This window comes from Acetobacter farinalis (assembly GCF_011516935.1).
GTDB classification, from domain to species: domain Bacteria; phylum Pseudomonadota; class Alphaproteobacteria; order Acetobacterales; family Acetobacteraceae; genus Acetobacter; species Acetobacter farinalis.
Genome location: NZ_WOTF01000004.1, coordinates 95,879 through 114,985, shown reverse-complemented (window position 1 = coordinate 114,985; position 19,107 = coordinate 95,879). Strand labels below are relative to the sequence as shown.

Sequence of the window (19,107 nt, the reverse complement as noted above, 5' to 3'; positions counted from 1 at the left end):
AGGTTTTCAAACCTGCTCAACCCGTGAAATACCCTCAAGCGTTTTCAGTTTCTGCCCCAGAAGCGGCGTCACCCGATACCCACCCCGCAGGCGAATTTCGACATCGCAGGTTTCAGCCATACCCGGCAGCAGGACGATGCGACTGGAACCGCCCTTCTGCTCACTCAGGAGTTCACTCAGCCTGGGCAGCACATTCGCCTGCTCCACCCACACCCGCAGTTCACTTTTTGCCTGTGCGGCGGCCTGCTCAAGCTCGACAATATCCGTGGCGGTAATCCGGAGAGCTTCCCCTTCAAGCTTCAACTCCGCCGAGACCAGAACCGCCGTGCCTGCGGTCAGACTTTCGCGCACACGTGTCAGCACTTCAGAAAACACGGTGACTTCACACCCGCCCGAAGCATCCGAAAGGCGCACCCACGCCATCTTGTTGCCCGTGCGGGTCGGGCGTTCCTTGCGGTCCACCACGCATCCGGCAATTTTTACCCGCCCCATACCGGCCTCTGCCGCAGTCAGCAGGCCGGAACAGCGCGTGACATCCAGCCTCCGCAGGACAGTTCCATAGGCATCAAGCGGGTGCGCTGTCATGTGGAAGCCGATGGCATCCGCCTCCATTGCCAGACGCTCAAACTCCGGCCAGTCCGGAACAGTTGCCAGACGCAGCGGTTCCACCTCCCCGCTGCCACCAAACAGGCCGATCTGGCCCGAAGCCGCCTCCTGCGCCTGACTTTGCGCCCGGCGCAAAATTGTATCCGCAGACTGGCAGACTCGTGCGCGGTTTTTATCAAGGCACTCAAACGCACCCGCTTTTGCCAGATTTTCCACCTGCATGCGGTTAATCTGTTTCGGGTCAATCCGCATGGCGAAATCCACCATACTGGCAAAGGGTTTCTTCCCGCGCGCCTGTGTCAGAGCCTCCATGGCGGAGAAGCCAACTTTCTTGATAGCGGCCAGTGCGTAGCGAATGCCATGGGTGCCATCAGGCAGGGTTTCCACCGAGAAATCAGCCTCGGATTTATTGACATCCGGCGGTAGGACCTTGATGCCCATCCGTTCGGCTTCCTGCCGCAGGGCAGCCAGCTTTTCCGTGCGTTCCCGCGCCAGAGACATACACCCGGCAAGGAACGCCACCGGGTAATTGGCCTTCATCCATGCTGTCTGATACGAAACCAGCGCGTAGGCCGCCGCGTGGGATTTATTAAAGCCATAGTCAGCAAATTTCGCCATAAGGTCAAACACCTCAATGGCTTTGTCACGATCAATCCCGCGTTTGACGGCCCCTTCCGTGAAGATTTCACGCTGGGTGTCCATTTCTGCACGGATTTTCTTCCCCATGGCGCGCCGCAGCAAGTCCGCCCCGCCAAGGCTGTAGCCCGCCATTTTCTGGGCAATCTGCATCACCTGTTCCTGATAGACCATGATGCCATAGGTCTCTTCAAGAATATCACGAATTTCCTCGTGCGGCGGCTCCCATGCCTCTCCGTGTTTTCTGCGGCAATAATCAGGAATATTCGCCATCGGGCCGGGGCGGTACAGCGCCACTGCCGCAATCAGGTCTTCCAGCCGGGTGGGGCGCATCTGTTTCAGAACATCGCGCATCCCGGCACCTTCGAACTGAAACACGCCCGCGGTATCACCCCGGCTGAGCATTTCGTACGTCACCGGGTCATTCAGGGGGATACGGCTGAGGTCAACCTCAATCCCCATTTTCTTGAGAAACCCGACCCCTCTTTGCAAAATGGTCAGGGTTGTCAGCCCCAGAAAGTCGAACTTGACCAGCCCGGCCTGCTCAACAAACTTCATGTTGTACTGGGTGACCAGCATGTCACTCTTCGGGTCTCGATAGAGTGGCACCAGTTCCACCAGAGGCCGGTCCCCAATCACCACCCCGGCGGCATGGGTACTGGCATGCCGGAACAGCCCTTCAATCTGCTGCCCGATTTCCAGAAGACGGCGCAGCGCTTCGTCGCTATCTCGCATTTCCTGAAGTTTGGGCTCTCCCGCAATCGCCTCCTTCAGCGTTACGGGCTTGGCGGGATTGTTGGGAATAAGCTCCGCAACCCGGTTCACCATCCCGTATGGCAGGCCCAGCACACGCCCCACATCACGCACAGCCGCACGCGCCTGCAGCTTACCGAATGTAATAATCTGCGCCACGCGGTCTGCCCCGTATTCCCGACGCACGTAGGCAATCACCTCATCCCGTCGGTCCTGACAGAAATCGATATCAAAGTCTGGCATGGACACACGTTCGGGGTTCAGAAACCGTTCGAACAGCAGGTTGAAGGGAATAGGGTCGATATCCGTAATGGTCAGCGCCCATGCCGCGAGTGACCCTGCGCCCGAGCCACGCCCCGGCCCCACCGGAATACCCTGCCCCTTCCCCCACTGGATAAAATCCGCAACGATCATGAAGTACCCGGGGAAGCCCATGCCGGAGATAATATCAAGCTCGAACGCCAGCCGGTCCTTGTATTTCTGGAGAGTTTCCTCATCCATGGTCATGCCCGCAAGGCGCTGTTCAAGGCCCTCCCATGCCATGGCCCGCAGGGTCTGATCTTCCGTCGCACCATCCCGTACCTTGGGGCAGACTGGCAGCAGCGGCTTGCGGGTTTCCACCTTCACGGCACAGCGGCGGGCTATTTCCAGCGTATTGTCACAGGCGTCCGGCAGATCGGCAAACAGGGCGCGCATCATCTCCGGCGGCTTGAACCAGTGCTCCGGCGTCACGCGCCAGCGGTCACGCTCCGCCATGGTGCGGCCGTGCGCAATACAGATCAGCGCATCATGCGCTTCATACATTTCCGGTCGCGGGAAGAAGCATTCATTGGTTGCGACAAGCGGCAGGCCGAACTGGTCCGCCAGCATCAGAACTCCGGGTTCCACAGCCTGTTCCACCGGTAGCTTGTGGCGGTGCAGTTCCACAATCAGCCTGTCATCAAAGGCTTCCTTCGCCCGCGCCAGCCAGCGTTCAGCTTCCTCTCTCTGGCCTTCCGCCAGCATCTGAAACACCGGCCCGCGCGTGCCCCCCGTGAGCAACAGCAGGCCCTCGGATTTTTCACACAGCAGATCCATGCTGACCACCGGGTCCGCCGGGTCCGACTCCCGAAACCCGGCGGAAGAGAGGAAGTGCAGATTGGCCAGCCCGATTTCATTCTGCGCCAGCAGCACAACCGGCTCGGACGGTGCCCCCGGCTTGTCATTCCGGGCAGCCATACCAAGCTGGCAGCCGATGATGGGCTGAATGCCCGCCCCGCTGGTATACTGCGAGAATTCCAGCGCCCCGAACAGATTCCCCGAATCCGCAATGCCCACGGCAGGCATCCGCATGTCCTTCGCCAGAGAGACGATCTCCGGCACGCGGATAGCGCCCTGACTGAGGGAGTAGGCGGAATGAACACGGAGATGAACAAAATCAGCGTAAGACATGCCTCTCTCTATCACAGCGGGAGGGGCTTGCGTCACCTTACAAATGGGTACCATGCCCTGCTCTTCCCGGATACCGCCCCACGCCTGAATGCTCTACAAGCAGCTTATGGAGCAAAGCGGAACAGAGTTACGCCGGGGCTGGACCACCGGAAGCTGCGCAACAGCCGCAGCGAAAGCCGCATGGCTGATGCTGCTGGGCCAGACCCCTCCGGCCAGTGTGCGCATTACCCTGCCCGGCGGGCAGCAGCCGGATTTTGCACTCTGCCGTACAGGGTGGGAGCAGGGGGGGGCCTTTGCGGAAGTTGTGAAAGACGCGGGGGATGACCCGGATATCACGCATGGCGCAGTAATCCGCGCCACGGTGCGCCGCCTGCCCTCCGGTTCCGGCGTGCAGTTTCGGGCCGGGCCGGGTGTAGGCATGGTCACGCGCGCCGGCCTGCCCATTCCCCCCGGTGAACCTGCCATCAACCCCACCCCCCGCGCCATGATCCGCACCGCCCTGACAGAAGCCAACGGCAGCCTGCCGGATGCGGAAGTCACGCTCTCCATTCAGGAGGGCGCCAGACTGGCGCAACGCACCCTTAACAGCCGCCTGGGCATTACAGGGGGCCTGTCAATTCTCGGCACAACCGGCATTGTGGTGCCGTTTTCCTGTGCTGCGTGGATTGACAGCATTCATCGCGGCATTGATGTCGCGCGGGCAGAAGGCCTCACGCATCTTGCAGGCTCTACCGGGAATGTTTCAGAAAAAGCTGTCCAGAAATTTTACACCTTGCCGGACACCGCACTGATAGAAATGGGCGATTTTGTTGGCGGTATGCTGAAATATCTCCGCCGCCACCCGGTTGCACGCCTGACAATTGCCGGAGGCATTGCCAAGATGACCAAGCTTGGTCAGGGGCGGCTGGACCTGCATTCCAAACGTGGTCAGGCTGACATGGCGGCTCTGGCCCGGCTTGCCGCCGCAGGCGGTGCGCCCCCCGCCGTAACGGAAGCCCTTGCCACCAGCCCCACCGTGGCGGAAGCCTTCCTGCTGGCGCGTGCCGCGCAGGTGCCTTTGGGCGCACTCATTGCCCGCTCTGCTCTGAACACGGTTCTGGAAACCCTTGCCCCCACATCCTGCGTGGTGGATGTCATGGTGTTTGACCGTGCCGGAGCATGTGTGGGGCAGGCGGGGCCTTTTCCCGAGCCGCGGGATGCGGGACTCAGCTCCTGAACCGCCTCTGATACTCCCTGCTATACAGGGCACTTTCCCGAAAGTCTTTTTCCGCCAGCGCTGGCCCCACGAGCACAAGGGCTGTACGCTCCACCGGGTTTTGCGCCAGTTCGGCTTCAATCGTGCCCAGTGTGCCACGCAGCACAAGCTGGTCCGGCCATGTTGCACGCGCCACGATGGCCACCGGACATTCCGCACCGTAGAAAGGTGTCAGCTCCAGCACAATTTTTTCCAGAACATGAACAGCCAGATGAATAGCGAGGGTGGCCCCTGTTGCCGCGAACGCTGCCAGTGTCTCACGCTCCGGCATGGCCGAGGCCCGACCTGTCATGCGGGTGAGCACAATGCTCTGCGCCACACCCGGCATTGTCAGTTCATGCCCCAGCACGGAGGCCGCTGCGGCAAAGGCCGGCACCCCCGGCACCATGCTCCACGGGATACCCAGCCTGTCCAGCCGTCGGGTCTGCTCAGCTACAGCGCTGTAGAGGGATAAATCACCTGAATGCAGGCGGGCCACATCCTGCCCTGCTTCATGCGCACGGAGATATTCCGCCTCAATCTCATCCAGAGAAAGCGGGGCTGTATCCACCAGCCTTACCCCGGGGGGGCAGAATTGCAGCATACCCGGCGGCACGATGGACCCGGCATAAAGGCATACCGGGCAGCGCTCCAGCAGATCCCGCCCACGCAAGGTCAGCAAATCCGCCGCCCCCGGCCCCGCTCCGATAAAATAAACAGTCATTCCGCATCCTTTCCTTCCGCCAGAGCGCAGGTTACGCCCTCCCCCGTCTGCCGGGGCACCAGCAACACCGCCCCCGGCCCAGCCGCGGCCAACGCGCAGGCCTCCGCCACAGCAGCAAAGCCTGTTTCCTTCAGCACTTTTTCTGATCCTGTCTGACACAACCCCTGCATGGCCTGTATGGCCTCCGCCGGAACCCACAGGAGGGGAACACCAAGGCGTGCTGCAACCTGCTCCGGTAGTGCATCACCCCGACGGAACGCCGGCACAGCGAGACATGTCAGAGCCGTATGCCCCCCCTGCCGCACCACCTGCCGCACAAAGTCCGCGGCAGCCGGTGCCTGCGCGGCATGACACCACCCGAACCCGGCAACACTCATGCAGCCTCAGCCTTCCAGACCACCCACTGCGTCACACTTATGGCCGGGCGGAAGCTGTGCATCTGCCCCACACCCTCCACGCGGGAGACAGCCAGACGTGTCAGGCTGCCCCCCCATTCCTGCATGGCCTGTATCAGCCGCATTTCTGTTTCAATGGCGATGGCATTCGCCACAATGCGGCCTCCGGGCTTCAGCGCTTCCCACGCCGCTTCCAGCACACCGGGACGACTGCATCCGCCACCAATAAAAATGGCATCCGGCCGCTCCAGATTTTTAAATCCCTGTGGTGCAGGGGCTTCCACCACCTGCAAATCAGGAACCCCCAGATGCAGGGCGTTGCGGATAATCCGCGCACTTCGTTCGGGCTGCGGTTCCAGTGTGATGGTGCGGCAGGAGGGGTCTGCCAGCATCCATTCAATCCCCACGGAACCGGACCCACCGCCCACATCCCACAGCACTTCCCCCGCGCGCGGCGCCAGAGAGGACAGGGTGACGGCGCGAATTTCCCGCTTGGTCATCTGGCCATCATGTTCAAAGCAGGAATCCGGAAGGCCCGCCGTGCGCGGCAGGCAGTAGGCCCGCCGTTCCGGCACGACCTCCAGCGCCAGAAGAACCAGCCTCCCCGGCATTTCCGGCACACCTTCCCGCGCTTCAAACGTAAGATGCCGTTCCTTCGGCCCGCCCAGCGCCTCCAGAACATGGCAGCGCGTCCCCCCGAACCCGGACTCAGTCAGCCATGTGGCAACCTGTGCTGGGGACCCTTCATCCGCGCACAGCACTATCAGCCGTGCTCCGGGTTGCAGAAGCGGCATCATGCGATGAAGGCTGCGGCCACATAGCGACACAACCCGACACGCCTGCATCGCCCAGCCCAGCCGCGCGCAGGCGAGCGACACAGATGAGGGCGCGGGCAGACACAGCATTTCCTCCGCAGGCACATGCTGCGCCAGTGTCGCCCCCGCACCGTAGAAAAAGGGATCTCCCGAGGCCAGCACCACAACCGGCGTGCCCCGCCGCGCGAGAATGGCCTCCACCCCTTTTTCAAAAGGTGATGGCCAGACCAGAGTTTCTCCCTGCACAAGCTCCGCCGCCAGAGCCAGATGCCGCGCGCCACCCACCACATAAGCCGCCTGAGAGAGAAGGGTGCGGGCCGAGGCGCTTAGACCCGCCACGCCCTCTTCCCCTATTCCGAGTATTGTCAGCCAGACATCAGGCATGGCCCTGCTTCCTTCTCCATCATGCGGCTGCCCGTTGATTCAGGCTCTTGCTCTTGCCCCAGCCCCGCCTTGCGCAGGTCCAGCTTGCGCAGGCAGGGTACAGGTCGTTATGAAAAACCCTATCAGGTGCATCAGGATACCGCACATCATGCTTTCTTGCGCACAAACCACGCCAATACCCGTGCTGATTCTGGGCGGCACAACCGAAGCCTCCGCCCTGTGCCGGCTGCTGGCCAGCCTGCCCGCGTTCGCGCCCACTCTCTCGCTGGCAGGTGTGACCAAGGCCCCGCATCTGCCCGATCTTCCCGTGCGCATTGGCGGCTTCGGGGGCGTGCGCGGCCTGCGGGACTGGCTGGCAGAGAAGGCCATTCAGGCGGTTATTGACGCCACCCATCCTTTTGCCGCCACCATGAGCCAGAACGCCGCCACGGCCTGTGCGCAGAGCGCCCTCCCCCTGCTGCGGCTGGAGCGGCCCGGCTGGCGCCCGACTGCGGAAGACACCTGGCTGAGCGTACCCACCCTGAATGACGCGGCCTCCATGCTGGCAGACCCCGAACACTACGGCCGTCGCCCGCTCCGCATCTTTCTGACAACCGGCCGCAAGGACCTCGCGCCTTTCCGCAACGCCCCACAGCACAGCTACCTGCTGCGGTCCATTGATGCGCCAGACCCGGCCTGCCTGCCACCCCATACGGTGTGCCTCTCCGCCCGTGGGCCCTTTGATTACGCTGCGGAAACCGCCCTGATGCAGGCACACGGAATTGAGCTTCTTGTAACAAAAAATTCTGGTGGAGACGCCACGTTTCCAAAACTTCTGGCCGCCCGCACCCTGCGCTGCCCGGTAATCATGATCAAGCGCCCTCCACACCCTGCCTGCCCCGTGGTCCACACGGCTGAAGAGGCCATCATGTGGCTGCATACGCATCAGGCAGCCTCAACCTTGCGGGAAGTGTAAAACCACGGCGCCCCCCCGCCCGGACGGGGGATGAGGTGGCTGGCCGCACAGCCAATCAGCACCAGTGTGCTCATATCCGCCCACGCGGCATCCGCCTCCGCCAGCGAGGCCAGACGTACGCTTTCCTCCGGCCGCCCCACCGCCCGTGCAAACGCAACGGGCACCGAGCCGGGCAGACAGGCGCGCAGATGCTCCAGCGCCTCTCCCAACTGATGCGGGCGGGCCTTTGAACGGGGATTATACAGCGCAATAACAAAACCCGCCTCAGCCGCCAGAGCAAGCCTGCGCAAAACGAGAGGCCACGGCTTGAGATTATCGGAAAGGGAGATCACGCAGAAATCCCCTCCCAGCGGGGCACCCAGCCGCGCCGCCACGGCCAGAACCGCGCTCAGGCCCGGCACCACGGTGATCTCAAGCGCCCGCCAGGCCTGCGGACCATGTTCCACAGCCTCAAACACCGCGCTGGCCATACCAAACACCCCGGCATCTCCCCCGGACACAACAGCAACATGCCGCCCCTGCATGGCCATTTCAAGCGCGTGGCGCGCCCTGTCCAGTTCCTCCCGATTGTCCGAACTATGCCGCACGACAGAGGCCGGGGCCTCAACACGCTGCACATAGGGACCATACCCGACAAGATCCGTTGCCCGCGCCAGAGCCTGATCCGCCTGCGGGGTGCGCTGAAGCACATTGCCCGGCCCCAGCCCGATAATGCTGACAGAGCCGCTCATCGCACGCCCTTTCTACCGGGCACCAGCACCAGTGAAAAATAGGGGGCCGGGCCTTCATGTTCCGCCACAGGCAGGCTGCGCGCCTCCACCTGCGTGCCACGCTCTACATAAAGTGCCTCCGGCAGCCGCCCGGCCCGTTCCAGCGCTGTGCGCAGTTTGGGCATGTTCCGGCCGATCTTCATCACCACAGCGGCATCCGCTTTTTCCAGCCAGCGCACCAGATCCTGCTCCGGCATGGTGGCGGGCAGTACGCACAGCACGTCATCCCCATGCGTCATCGGCAGGGCTGATTGTGACCAGCATCCACTCATGGCGGAAATACCCGGCACCACAACCGTTTCAAACCGGGTATGCAGCCGGTCAAACAGATACATGGCGGAGCCATACAGGAAGGGGTCTCCCTCACACAGCAGGGCCACATCCCGCCCCTGCTCCAGAACTGCCGCAAGGTCCTGCGCGCACTGCTCATAAAACGCCGTCATGCGTGTCTGATATACGGGGTCCTTGACTGAAACTTCCGTTGTGAACGGATAGGCCAGACGCATTTCCTGCGTTGTGGGGGCAATGTGCGCCTGCGCAATCCGCCGCGCGTGGCCCATTGAATCCTGCTTGCAAAAATACGCCACAACCGGGGCCGCATGCAGAATTTTCGCAGCCCGCAGCGTGATCAGTTCCGGGTCTCCCGGCCCGACGCCCACCACATAGAATGTGCCCTGCGCCATCACTCCACGTCGCTCGCCAGCGCGTTGACCGCCGCGGCCGCCATGGCACTCCCCCCAAGCCTGCCATGCACAACAAGCCACGGTACATCATGCCTTTTCGCCAGCGCCTCCTTGGATTCCGCAGCCCCAACAAACCCGACAGGCAGGCCAATAATGGCAGCAGGTTTCGGCGCGCCTGCATCCAGCAGTTCCAGCAGGTGGAACAGGGCAGTAGGCGCATTCCCGATCGCCACAACAGCGCCAGCCAGCCGCTCCCCCCACAAATCGAGCGCCGCAGCCGAGCGCGTATTCCCGATCAGCCGCGCACGCTCGGGTGTGCGGGCGTCACACAACGTGCACACCACATCATTCTCCGCGGGCAGGCGCGCCCGCGTTATGCCATGCGCGACCATTTCCGAATCACACAGGATAGTGCAGGATTTTTTCAGGGCATCCCGCGCGGAGCCCACAAAATCATTTGTAACAGACACAGAACGCGCCACATCCACCATCCCGCAGGCGTGAATGATCCGCACCACAACCTGCGCCTGCTCCGGAGAGAAGCCGCTGAGGTCCGCTTCCGCGCGAATGGTGGCAAAGGAGCGTTCGTAAATAGCCGCTCCATCACGAATATATTCGTAAGTCTGCATCAGTTGCGTTCCCCTTCGGGCGGAGCCTGCACACAGGCCCGCACCTCTTCCCACCCGGACACATAGCGGACCGGCTCATCCCCCGCCCTGCCGTGCCTGATCAGCCCATACCCTTCCGCTCCGGCCACCAGCGTGACCTCCGCCACCGCCGGATAAGCACAGCCTTTGCTGCAACCGGAAACATGCAGAATCTCCCCTTCCGGCACGAAGGGGGCCAGAGACAGTGCATCCTGCCCCACATCCCGCACAGCCTGCGCACAGCCTGAAACCCCGATACAGGCATGCACACGCAGCCGGGCATCATCTGGCCGGGTGATCATGCCTTCAAGATCAGGAAGTTTCGTCAACCCGGAGAAAATCAGGCCGGACCACGGTGTAAGGCGCAGCACACCATCCCCTTCCTCCGCGACTGCCGCACAGGCCCGCAGCATGGTGCCTGTCATACGCCCCAGCGGAGCCACGGCGGCACTGGCCGCCCCTACCAGATACCCCGCCCGCACGCGCGGTGCCTGAGCAACAGATGCCATCCCCACAGCATCCGGGCGTAGACCGATCTCGGCAAACAGGCTTTCTCCCACAGAGGGAACCCGAAGAGGGCGCTTTTTTTCGCCCTGCCTGACATACGCCTCACAGTAAGCCCCGGCCAACGCCAGAGCTGTCTGCACGGCCTCTTCAGGACCCTGTGCAACCGTGCAGGCACTGCCGGAGACAACCCGCCACAGCCCCCCGCCCGCGCCAGAGACTCCATCAGCCCCAGCAGCCTGAAGCATGATATCCGCCTGCAGCACACCGGTTGGAAAAAATCCGCCGCCATCAACACAAAATCCGAACTTGTCGGGCAAGGCGGAAAGCGCCGCGCTGCCAGCAAGTCCCGCATACAGACGTTCCGCGCAGCGCAGCGCCCCTGCTGCGCAGGCCGGGTCAAGCCCAGCCAGAGGGGAGAGCTGAAGGGCCGTGCGCCGTTCCGCCTCTGGGTCCGCCAGACCCAGACCCGCTTCAACCATGCGCCGGGAGAAAGCCAGTGCTGCGTCCGGCTTGAACCCGCGCAACTGAAGATTGCCCCGGTTTGTCAGGCTGATCTGCCCATTGCCATCCTGTTCGGCACTGTCCGCCACCAGTCTGGCCTGCGCGGCGGTCATCCTGCCCAGCGGCGGGCGCACGCGCACCAGCCAGCCATCCTGCGCCTGCATGGGCGCGAACAGGCCGGGGCACCACCCTTTGACGACAGGCACGGAGATTGCGGCAGACATAAGCACCCATCAGGCAGCACGCCGCGCACGGCGGCATGGGGATGCTGTTACAGAGCCATCTGCCAAACCCAGACGATAGCGCGCCTTTGCACGCCACCATGCACCGGACACCCCGCCAGGCATGACTCTTCCAAAACCGGATGGCAGGTCTCCTGGCTGATGACACAAAACCCCCGTTCCCGGGCGCCTTCACACACTACAGACCTTCCCGGAGAACGCTCCAGTGGCCAGAAACACCCGGAAAACCAAAGTGTTGCAGCATGCCTGATGTCACATACAGTTGCGGGGGCAGCGATGGCCGAGAAACAGCAGCGTTCTCACCATACTTCCCTTTTCATCCCAGAACGGGAACCATCCCGTTCTGTTAAGCAGGCTCTCCGGCAGATGTCAAAGCACGGCAGCAGCCCCGCCCGCCGCCTTGAAATCAGCCTGATGAAACCCCATCGTTGTGGTCCACCCCTGCTGCGGCACCGGCGCCCAACGCCGCCACGGCAGGTTCCGCACACCACACCTCACCGGTGCGCACTGCTGGAACCTGCCCGGAAAACGCAGTAAGACGGGCACTGGCCCCAACACCCGCGCCTTGGCCCATCGCACACCCTTGCTCGTGCGGGTGGCCTTATTCTTTTTATCGCAAACCGGGATGCGTCATGAAGCTTGTTAAAACCAGACAGGAACTGGCCGAAATTGTCACACAGTGGCAGCGTGAGGGAGAAACCATCGGGCTGGTGCCAACCATGGGCTCTCTGCACGAAGGGCATCTGACACTGGTGCGCGCTCTGGATGGCAAAGCCACGCGGCGCATCGTGACGATTTTTGTCAACCCGATCCAGTTCAATAACCCGGATGATTTCCGGCTCTATCCGCGTGGTCTGGAAGCGGACGAAGCCCTTCTGGCCCAAACCGGACTGGTGGATATTCTGTATGCACCGGATGAAACACAGATCTATCCGCCCGGTTTTTCAACCCGTGTCATCGTCTCCGGGCTGGACCAGATGCTGTGTGGCGGAGACCGCCCCGGCCATTTTGATGGCGTTGCGACCATTGTCACCAAGCTGTTCATGCAAACCCGCGCCACCATCGCAGCTTTTGGGGAAAAGGACTATCAGCAGCTCAGCATTATCCGCCGGATGGTGACAGATCTGGACCTGCCTATCACCATTCTGCCAGTTCCCACCGTGCGGGAGGCTGACCATCTGGCCCTTTCTTCCCGCAACAGGCGGCTTACCGCCACCCAGCGCACGCAGGCCGCGCAGCTTCCACTGGCGCTGATGGCGTGCCTCGCGGCGCTGAAGGCCGGAAACCCCATTCCCGCCAGCCTCGACACCTGCACCCGGGCGCTGGAAGAAGCTGGTTTCAGGGTGCATTATCTTGAGCTGCGTTCTGAAAAAAATCTGGCCCCGGTTGAAAAAGCTGAACCCGGAGCCCGGCTTTTTGTGGCCGCGAGCCTTGGCGATGTCCGGCTTATTGATAACATGCCCCTCTCCTGAACACACAGTAGCACAAGGAAAAAACCATGAGCATTACACGCCTTGACCCCGAGGAACGCCTGACAGGCGCTGTTATTTACAACGGTCTCGTGCATCTGGCCGGGCAGGTTGCAGACGATGCCTCACTGGATGCGGAAGGGCAGATGGCCGACATCCTCAGGCAGGTGGATGCGCTGCTGGCCAAGGCTGGCACAGATAAAAGCCGCCTGATTTCCGTGCAGATCTTTCTGGCGGACATGAATGATATGGCCGCCATGAACAGGGCATGGGATGCCTGGCTGGATCGGGACAACAAACCCGCCCGCGCCACGGTGGAAGCCAAACTTGCAAGGCCCGACTGGCGCGTTGAACTGACAGGCATTGCCGCCCTGCGTTGAGAGCCCACCTGAAAAACCGGCTCGACACTCAGGCGCAAAAAACCGTCAAACCAACCTGACGGACGCTCTGCCTACCCAGACAAAAAAGCCGTTCTCCTCCACAAAACAGGAAGAGAACGGCTTTTTCTCTCCCGCATAGAGAGGCTGAGCAGCAAGCAATGCAATTTCCAAAAACAGTATGACACTTTCTGATGTTTCAGGACGATACGACCTGATGCCATGCAAAGAGGCGCATCCGCATCCGGCAGCAGAATTCTGATAGTTCCTCTTCCTGTCAAACAGTTTTCGCGCATGCACAGCACGGGATGCACGCCATCTTCTGACGCAGGATGGCCTGTCCACACGGCTGGAGCTTCGGGCAGATCAGCCCCCTCGAATCTGAAATATTGTGGCGGGGGCAGGCACTCGGCGTGCAGGCTATTTCGGCCACATCAGGTGGCACAGCGGTGCGTATCCGGCTGGCATACGCGCAAATACTGCGTGAGCCTGCTGAAAGACACAGTAGAAAACGGCCTGACAGGCTTTTCAAAATGATTTTATATTTTGGGAAAAAGGCTGGCTCCCGAAGTAGGACTCGAACCTACGACCCAGCGATTAACAGTCGCTTGCTCTACCAACTGAGCTATTCGGGATCAGCGAGGCATCGTATAACCGTGATGCGGGGGTGCCGTAAAGCCCCTTTTTTCATTTTTTTTGGGTTCTGTGTTTTTATGTGCGGAGGACGCCAGAAGAAGTCCATGGTAAGAAAGAAGCATGAGCGCACAAGGACCTTCCTCCGACCCCGCCTTCCGCCGCAGGCTTGTTCTGGGCAGCCTTGCCGGACTGGCCGTGGCGGGAGCCGTAAGCGCGTTTGAACGCCATGCGCACCAACGCCCCCCGCGCAAACAGCCGGATGGGCAATATCGCACGCTGAAGCTGATCTGGCCGCATTCCGACATAGCCCCCGTTCTGGCCGTTGCGTATCAGAAAGGGTTTTTCACGCGCTACAGCCTTGAGGTTGAAACCCTCTCCGCGGCGCAGAACGGAAACGAGGCGCTGGATGCGCTGGCCGCGGGCAAGGCGGATTACGCCGTTGCGCCAGCGCTCACATGGCTCCCGCGCCTGTATGCCGGGCTGCCCGCCAGCCTTGTGCTGGGTATTCAGCCCGGCACATTCCGGCTGCTGGTGCGGCGCGAGGCCGGTATCACCCGGCTTGAGCAGCTTGTCGGGCGCACCGTGGCCATGCCGGATAAAAATGCCGCGGATAAATTCTTCTTCGCCATCATGATGCGCCGCAAGGGCATTAACGCCATGGGCGGCATCACCTGGGTAGACATGCCTGCTGAGCAGATGGTCTCTTCAGCGCGCGACCACACGATTGACGCCCTTGTGGCGCATGACCCGCTGGCCTGGCACATGCTGTCTGACCATGCTGACCTGTTTTCCGAACTCGTCAGCAGCAACACCGGCCATTATGCAGACCGCACAAGCCTGATTCTCGGTGTCTCCCAGTCAGCACTGACAGCAGACCCGGACGCCGCAACCGCCCTCACCCTCGCGCTGCGTGACGCCGCCAAATGGGCCAGCAAACATCCTGATGACGCGGCAACACTGGTCACGGGAGAGACATCAGACCTCGTGGCGGAAACCACACGCGCCATGCTGCGCAATGAGCCTGCCATTAACCCGGTCATCGGGCATGTGCTGCGGAATCAGATGGCCCAGTATTGCGATGAACTGCAACTTATCGGCCAGCTTCCCAGCACAGAGGCGGCAGCCTCTCTCGCGCACCGCTATACGCGCAATGTGCTGACCGACTGACGGGCTGAAGAGAATTCACAAACTCTGACAGACCCGCTTTCCCTACGGATCATGCCCTTACGGTTGGTTTATCAGGGAGCGTTCGTGCACAGGGCGCTCAAACCGCTCCTCATGAAAATTCAGGCTCTTTCTTTCTGCGTGTCAGCCTGATCTCACTGGCCAGAACACCCAGCACAATCAGCCCCGCTCCCACCATGGCCAGTGGCGGCAGCCGCTCTCCGGCCATGCGCCCCACCAGCCCGGCCCAAACGGGTTCACCGGCATAAATCACTGTTGCCCGCGTGGCGGAAATGGTTTTCTGCGCCCAGTTCATGGCGAACTGGATCACGGCGCTCATCACCCCCAGCCCCACGCCAGACACCACCCAGACCCATGAAAACGCCGGAACATGCTCTCCGGCCACAGGCATGAAGGCCAGCGCCAGCAGGCCCGCCACCAGTAATTGCACAATCGTGACCCTGCGGCTGTCCACCCGCACGGCGTACCGGCTGATAAGAATGATTTCGCCCGCGATGGAGACGGCACCAAGCAGGGTCGCAATCTCGCCGGGGCTGAAGCTCAGGCCGCTGACAGCATCCGGCCCCGTGAGGCACACAAGCCCCACAAACGCCACCAGCACGCCCACCCAGCTCATCATATGCGGCCTGCGCCGGAGCACGGCCCACTGAAGGAAAGGCACCATCGGCACATACAGCGCCGTAATGAATGCGGACTGGCTGCTGGGAATGGTTTTCAGGCCAAGGGTCTGGAACGTGTACCCCAGAAAAACCCCCACACCAATCATGCTCCCCGCCTTGAGCTCATACCGCGTCATCCCGCCCAGAGACTTGCGGAAGAGCAGCACGGACATCAACCCTGCCGTGATAAACCGCACCCCCACAAAAAACAGCGGGCCGGTATGTTCCATGGTATGATGAATGATAAGAAACGTTGCCCCCCACAGCATGGTGATCAGGACAAGTATGATCTCCTGTTTTGACAGGACTCTGGCATGGGAGCCTGAGGTGTGGGGCATGTTGGTCATGGTTAAAAGCGTATATGAGCAGTATAATGCACAATCAACCCCCACGCTCTGATGTTTTGAAATATGTGGGGACAAACCTGCGCCGCCTGCGCAAGGAAGCCGGCCTGAGTCAGGATGCTCTGGCAACAGCCTCCGGCATCAGCCGGCGCATGATTGTGAGTCTGGAAGCGGGCACCGCGAATATCAGCCTTGGCAGTCTGGACCGTCTGGCCGAGGCGCTGGACACCACATTTCTCAAGCTGGTGAGCAACCCGGACCGGGAACTGCGCCGTATTGAGGAAGTGATGTGGCGCGGCAGCGGCCCGGCCAGCAAGGCAACCCTGCTGGGAGCAGCCCCGGCCCGGCAGGACACCCAGCTCTGGCTGTGGTCTCTCGCACCGGGGGAACGCTATCAGGCGGAGCCCGACCCGGAAGGCTGGCATGAAATGATTTTTGTGCTGGAAGGCGCCCTGACGCTGGAATTCGATACCGAAACCCAGCTCGTTCAGGCCAATGATTTCACCATCTATAACAGCGCCCAGACCTATGCGTATCTGAACGCCGGCAAGAAAACCTTGCGCTTTCTGCGCACGGTTTCATCCTGAAAAAATACCCGCGCGCGGAGAAAACGCCGGGCGCGACCCCCTGAAGATCAGCCGCCCCACCCAGCGCTGCCGGGCCACCCCGGCAGGCTGAAGCATCCGGGCTGTTTCAGCGCAGGTTCCCCACAAACCGTTCCAGACGCTGGCACGCCTCCATCAGATCCGCCTCCCCCGTGGCGCAGGACAGACGCAGATACGGAGAATGCCCGAAGGCGCTCCCCGGAACGGTTGCGACATATTCTTCATCCAGAAAGGCCAGAGCAAAATCATTGTCTGTTTCCAGACGCGCGCCCCCCGCGCTGGTGCGGCCAAGGCACCCGGCCACACCGGGATACGCATAGAATGCTCCCTCCGGCATGGCGCAGGTCAGACCCGGAATACGCCGCAGCGCGTCCACCACCTTCTGCCTGCGCTGGCCATAGGTTGCCGCCATTTCCCGCACCAGATCAGCCGGACCATCCAGCGCGGCGGCAGCAGCCGCCTGCGCGATGGTGCAGACACCGGATGTGGTATTGCCCTGCACACCCCGCATGGCGGCAATCAGGTCCTTCGGCCCACCGGCAAACCCCACGCGCCAGCCTGTCATGGCATAGGCTTTGGACACACCGTTCAGCGTGATGATCCGGTCTTTCAAATCTGGTGCCAGCGCCGCCAGAGAGGCTGAACGAACGCCATCAAACACCAGATGTTCATAAATCTCGTCTGACAGAATCCAGACATCCGGATACTGGCGCAAAACCGCGGCAATGGCCTGAAGGTCTTCCGCCGCAAGAACCGCACCGGTCGGATTATTGGGAAAGTTCAGCACAAGCCAGCGGGATTTTGGCGTAAGGGCAGCAGCCACCGCCTCCGCATCCAGCCTGAAGCCATCTTCCTCCCGACAAGGCACAAAAACCGGCACCGCGCCAAACATGCGGGCAATCAGCGGGTAGCTGACCCAGTAGGGCGTGGGCACCACCACTTCGTCACCAGGGTTCAGGGTGGCCATGAAGGCATTGAAAATCACCTGCTTGCCACCGTTGGAGACCATGATCTCATCCGGCGCATAGTCCAGCCCGTTTTCCCGCGCGAACTTGCGCGCGATGGCGGCCTTGAGCGCAGGGGTGCCGTCCACAGGTGGATATTTTGTCTGCCCGGCCAGAGCCGCGGCATGTGCGGCCTCAACCACGGCAGGCGGTGTGGGAAAGTCCGGCTCCCCCAGCGCCAGAGAAATAACCGGTCGGCCTTCCGCCCGCAGTTCACGGGCACGACGCGCCATTTCAATGGTGGCCGGAGCAGGCAGCCCCTCCAGCCGATGAGCGAAAGAGCGCGCCATGGCCTTAAATCAACCCTTTGCAGAAGCGCTGGATACGGGTGCAGGCTTCACGCAGGCTTTCCGTATCCGTGGCATAGGAAATCCGCATGTAATCCGGATACATGAAGGCGGAGCCATGCACGGCCGCAACGCCTTCCTCTTCCAGCAGGGCGGTGACAAAATCCTCATCCGTTTCCAGCGTGCGCCCACCCGGAGAGGTCTTGCCAAGGCAGTTTTTCACGGAGGGGAACACATAGAACGCGCCTTCCGGCTTGTCGCACTGCAACCCTTCAGCCTCATTCAGCATGGCCACCACCAGATCGCGCCGGGCCTGATAGGTTTTGACCATCTCGCCAATAAAGTCCTGCGGGCCTGTCAGCGCCTCAACCGCCGCCGCCTGCGCAATGGAGCAGGTGTTGGAGGTCGACTGGCCCTGAAGCTTGTTCATCGCCTTGGTCATTTCCACCGGCGCGCCGGAGAAGCCAATCCGCCAGCCTGTCATGGCATAGGCCTTGGAAACACCGTTCATGGTCACGGTGCGGGAGCGCAACAGCGGCTCTACCTCAACAAAGGTGGCGGGGCGGAAGCCGTCATATGTCAGCTTGGCGTAAATATCATCCGTGAACACCCAGACATGCGGATGCCGGAGCAGCACGTCACACAGCGGGCGCAGGTCTTCCGCGGAATAGGCCGCCCCGGTGGGGTTGCAGGGAGAATTCAGGAAAACCCACCGTGTGCGCGGCGTAATAGCGGCTTCCAGCTCTTCTGCCGTGAGCTTGAAGCCATTTTCCCGGCGGCACGGCACAATAACCGGCACACCTTCCGCCAGTGTCACGATATCAGGGTAAGACACCCAGCACGGGGCCGGAATAATGGCTTCATCCCCCGGGTTGAGGGACGCCATCATGGCGTTATAGATCACCTGCTTGCCGCCGGTGGAGACAATGATTTCCTCAGGCGTGTAGTCCAGCCCGCTATCCAGCCGGAAGCGTTCCGCAACGGCCTTGCGCAGGGCGGGCGTGCCCGCCACATCGGTATAGCGGGTCTGGCCATCTTCAATGGCTTTCATGGCAGCGCGGGCAATATTTTCAGGTGTGCGGAAATCCGGCTCACCGGCCGAAAGACTGATGATATTTCGCCCCTGCGCCTTCAGTTCCCGCGCTTTGGTTGAAATAACAATCGTCTGGCTCGGGCTAATCCTGTTCAGACGGTCAGCAACAATGCTCATAATCCCAACACTTCCTGACACACTATGCCATCAGCCCCACCTTACGCC

17 protein-coding genes, 1 tRNA gene and 1 riboswitch are annotated in these 19,107 nt (G+C 61.6%); of the genes, 6 read left to right on the top strand and 12 right to left on the bottom strand.

Annotated features, from left to right (window positions below; genetic code table 11):
• Positions 1-6: 6 nt before the first annotated feature.
• Complete coding sequence (gene dnaE / locus GOB82_RS06620; RefSeq protein ID WP_166121354.1) at positions 7-3,426, bottom strand: DNA polymerase III subunit alpha; 3,420 nt, start codon at positions 3,424-3,426, stop codon at positions 7-9.
• Positions 3,427-3,532: 106 nt separating this feature from the next.
• On the opposite strand from dnaE, the gene GOB82_RS06615 reads away from it, so the two are divergent.
• The gene (locus GOB82_RS06615; RefSeq protein ID WP_166121351.1) at positions 3,533-4,642 is read left to right on the top strand and encodes a cobalt-precorrin-5B (C(1))-methyltransferase; all 1,110 of its coding nucleotides are present in this window, start codon (positions 3,533-3,535) and stop codon (positions 4,640-4,642) included.
• Here the strand turns inward: GOB82_RS06615 and cobM are convergent.
• The 3 genes from cobM to cbiE are packed head-to-tail and all read right to left on the bottom strand — an operon-like array spanning position 4,632 to position 6,978.
• Complete coding sequence (cobM, locus tag GOB82_RS06610; RefSeq protein ID WP_166121348.1) at positions 4,632-5,384, bottom strand: precorrin-4 C(11)-methyltransferase; 753 nt, start codon at positions 5,382-5,384, stop codon at positions 4,632-4,634. The two genes, GOB82_RS06615 and cobM, sit on opposite strands and share 11 nt — an antisense overlap.
• Positions 5,381-5,761, bottom strand: coding sequence for a cobalamin biosynthesis protein (locus GOB82_RS06605; RefSeq protein WP_166121345.1), 381 nt, complete (start codon positions 5,759-5,761; stop codon positions 5,381-5,383). Before GOB82_RS06605 ends, cobM begins: the two co-directional genes overlap by 4 nt.
• Positions 5,758-6,978: a precorrin-6y C5,15-methyltransferase (decarboxylating) subunit CbiE gene (gene cbiE / locus GOB82_RS06600; RefSeq protein ID WP_166121342.1), complete on the bottom strand. Its 1,221-nt coding sequence runs from the start codon at positions 6,976-6,978 to the stop codon at positions 5,758-5,760. Before cbiE ends, GOB82_RS06605 begins: the two co-directional genes overlap by 4 nt.
• 148 nt (positions 6,979-7,126) lie before the next feature.
• Here cbiE and GOB82_RS06595 point away from each other — a divergent pair, with 148 nt between their 5' ends.
• Positions 7,127-7,933: a cobalt-precorrin-6A reductase gene (locus GOB82_RS06595; RefSeq protein ID WP_194300400.1), complete on the top strand. Its 807-nt coding sequence runs from the start codon at positions 7,127-7,129 to the stop codon at positions 7,931-7,933.
• On the opposite strand, the gene cobJ is transcribed toward GOB82_RS06595, so the two are convergent.
• Genes cobJ through cobG form a run of 4 tightly spaced genes read right to left on the bottom strand, consistent with a single transcriptional unit; the run spans position 7,903 to position 11,265 of the window.
• Entirely contained in the window at positions 7,903-8,664 is a 762-nt protein-coding gene (cobJ, locus tag GOB82_RS06590; protein ID WP_166121338.1) for a precorrin-3B C(17)-methyltransferase, read from the bottom strand. The two genes, GOB82_RS06595 and cobJ, sit on opposite strands and share 31 nt — an antisense overlap.
• Entirely contained in the window at positions 8,661-9,386 is a 726-nt protein-coding gene (locus tag GOB82_RS06585; RefSeq protein WP_166121335.1) for a precorrin-2 C(20)-methyltransferase, read from the bottom strand. Before GOB82_RS06585 ends, cobJ begins: the two co-directional genes overlap by 4 nt.
• Positions 9,386-10,015, bottom strand: coding sequence for a precorrin-8X methylmutase (locus GOB82_RS06580; protein WP_166121332.1), 630 nt, complete (start codon positions 10,013-10,015; stop codon positions 9,386-9,388). Before GOB82_RS06580 ends, GOB82_RS06585 begins: the two co-directional genes overlap by 1 nt.
• Positions 10,015-11,265, bottom strand: a complete 1,251-nt coding sequence (cobG, locus tag GOB82_RS06575; RefSeq protein WP_166121329.1) for a precorrin-3B synthase — start codon at positions 11,263-11,265, stop codon at positions 10,015-10,017. Before cobG ends, GOB82_RS06580 begins: the two co-directional genes overlap by 1 nt.
• 125 nt (positions 11,266-11,390) lie before the next feature.
• Positions 11,391-11,636, bottom strand: a riboswitch (cobalamin riboswitch).
• Positions 11,637-11,915: 279 nt separating this feature from the next.
• Between cobG and panC the strand changes: the two genes are divergently transcribed.
• Together panC and GOB82_RS06565 are read left to right on the top strand one after the other, a co-directional pair.
• Positions 11,916-12,755 carry a pantoate--beta-alanine ligase gene (gene panC / locus GOB82_RS06570; protein WP_166121327.1) on the top strand — a complete coding sequence of 280 codons (840 nt, stop codon included), beginning with the start codon at positions 11,916-11,918 and terminating at the stop codon, positions 12,753-12,755.
• Between the two features lie 26 nt (positions 12,756-12,781).
• Positions 12,782-13,132 carry a RidA family protein gene (locus GOB82_RS06565; protein ID WP_166121324.1) on the top strand — a complete coding sequence of 117 codons (351 nt, stop codon included), beginning with the start codon at positions 12,782-12,784 and terminating at the stop codon, positions 13,130-13,132.
• A gap of 556 nt (positions 13,133-13,688) precedes the next feature.
• Here GOB82_RS06565 and GOB82_RS06560 read toward each other — a convergent pair.
• Positions 13,689-13,764, bottom strand: a tRNA-Asn gene (locus GOB82_RS06560).
• A 121-nt stretch (positions 13,765-13,885) separates the two neighbouring features.
• Between GOB82_RS06560 and GOB82_RS06555 the strand changes: the two genes are divergently transcribed.
• Complete coding sequence (locus GOB82_RS06555; protein WP_166121321.1) at positions 13,886-14,932, top strand: ABC transporter substrate-binding protein; 1,047 nt, start codon at positions 13,886-13,888, stop codon at positions 14,930-14,932.
• A 109-nt stretch (positions 14,933-15,041) separates the two neighbouring features.
• On the opposite strand, the gene GOB82_RS06550 is transcribed toward GOB82_RS06555, so the two are convergent.
• On the bottom strand, positions 15,042-15,956 hold the full coding sequence (locus GOB82_RS06550; RefSeq protein WP_198911954.1) for a DMT family transporter: 915 nt from the start codon (positions 15,954-15,956) through the stop codon (positions 15,042-15,044).
• Between the two features lie 14 nt (positions 15,957-15,970).
• Between GOB82_RS06550 and GOB82_RS06545 the strand changes: the two genes are divergently transcribed.
• Positions 15,971-16,540: a helix-turn-helix domain-containing protein gene (locus tag GOB82_RS06545; protein ID WP_166121316.1), complete on the top strand. Its 570-nt coding sequence runs from the start codon at positions 15,971-15,973 to the stop codon at positions 16,538-16,540.
• Between the two features lie 106 nt (positions 16,541-16,646).
• Here GOB82_RS06545 and GOB82_RS06540 read toward each other — a convergent pair whose 3' ends face one another.
• Together GOB82_RS06540 and GOB82_RS06535 are read right to left on the bottom strand one after the other, a co-directional pair.
• Positions 16,647-17,852 (bottom strand): pyridoxal phosphate-dependent aminotransferase, encoded by a 1,206-nt coding sequence (locus GOB82_RS06540; RefSeq protein WP_166121314.1) that lies wholly within the window; start codon positions 17,850-17,852, stop codon positions 16,647-16,649.
• Positions 17,853-17,856: 4 nt separating this feature from the next.
• Complete coding sequence (locus GOB82_RS06535; RefSeq protein ID WP_166121311.1) at positions 17,857-19,059, bottom strand: pyridoxal phosphate-dependent aminotransferase; 1,203 nt, start codon at positions 19,057-19,059, stop codon at positions 17,857-17,859.
• Positions 19,060-19,107: the final 48 nt, after the last annotated feature.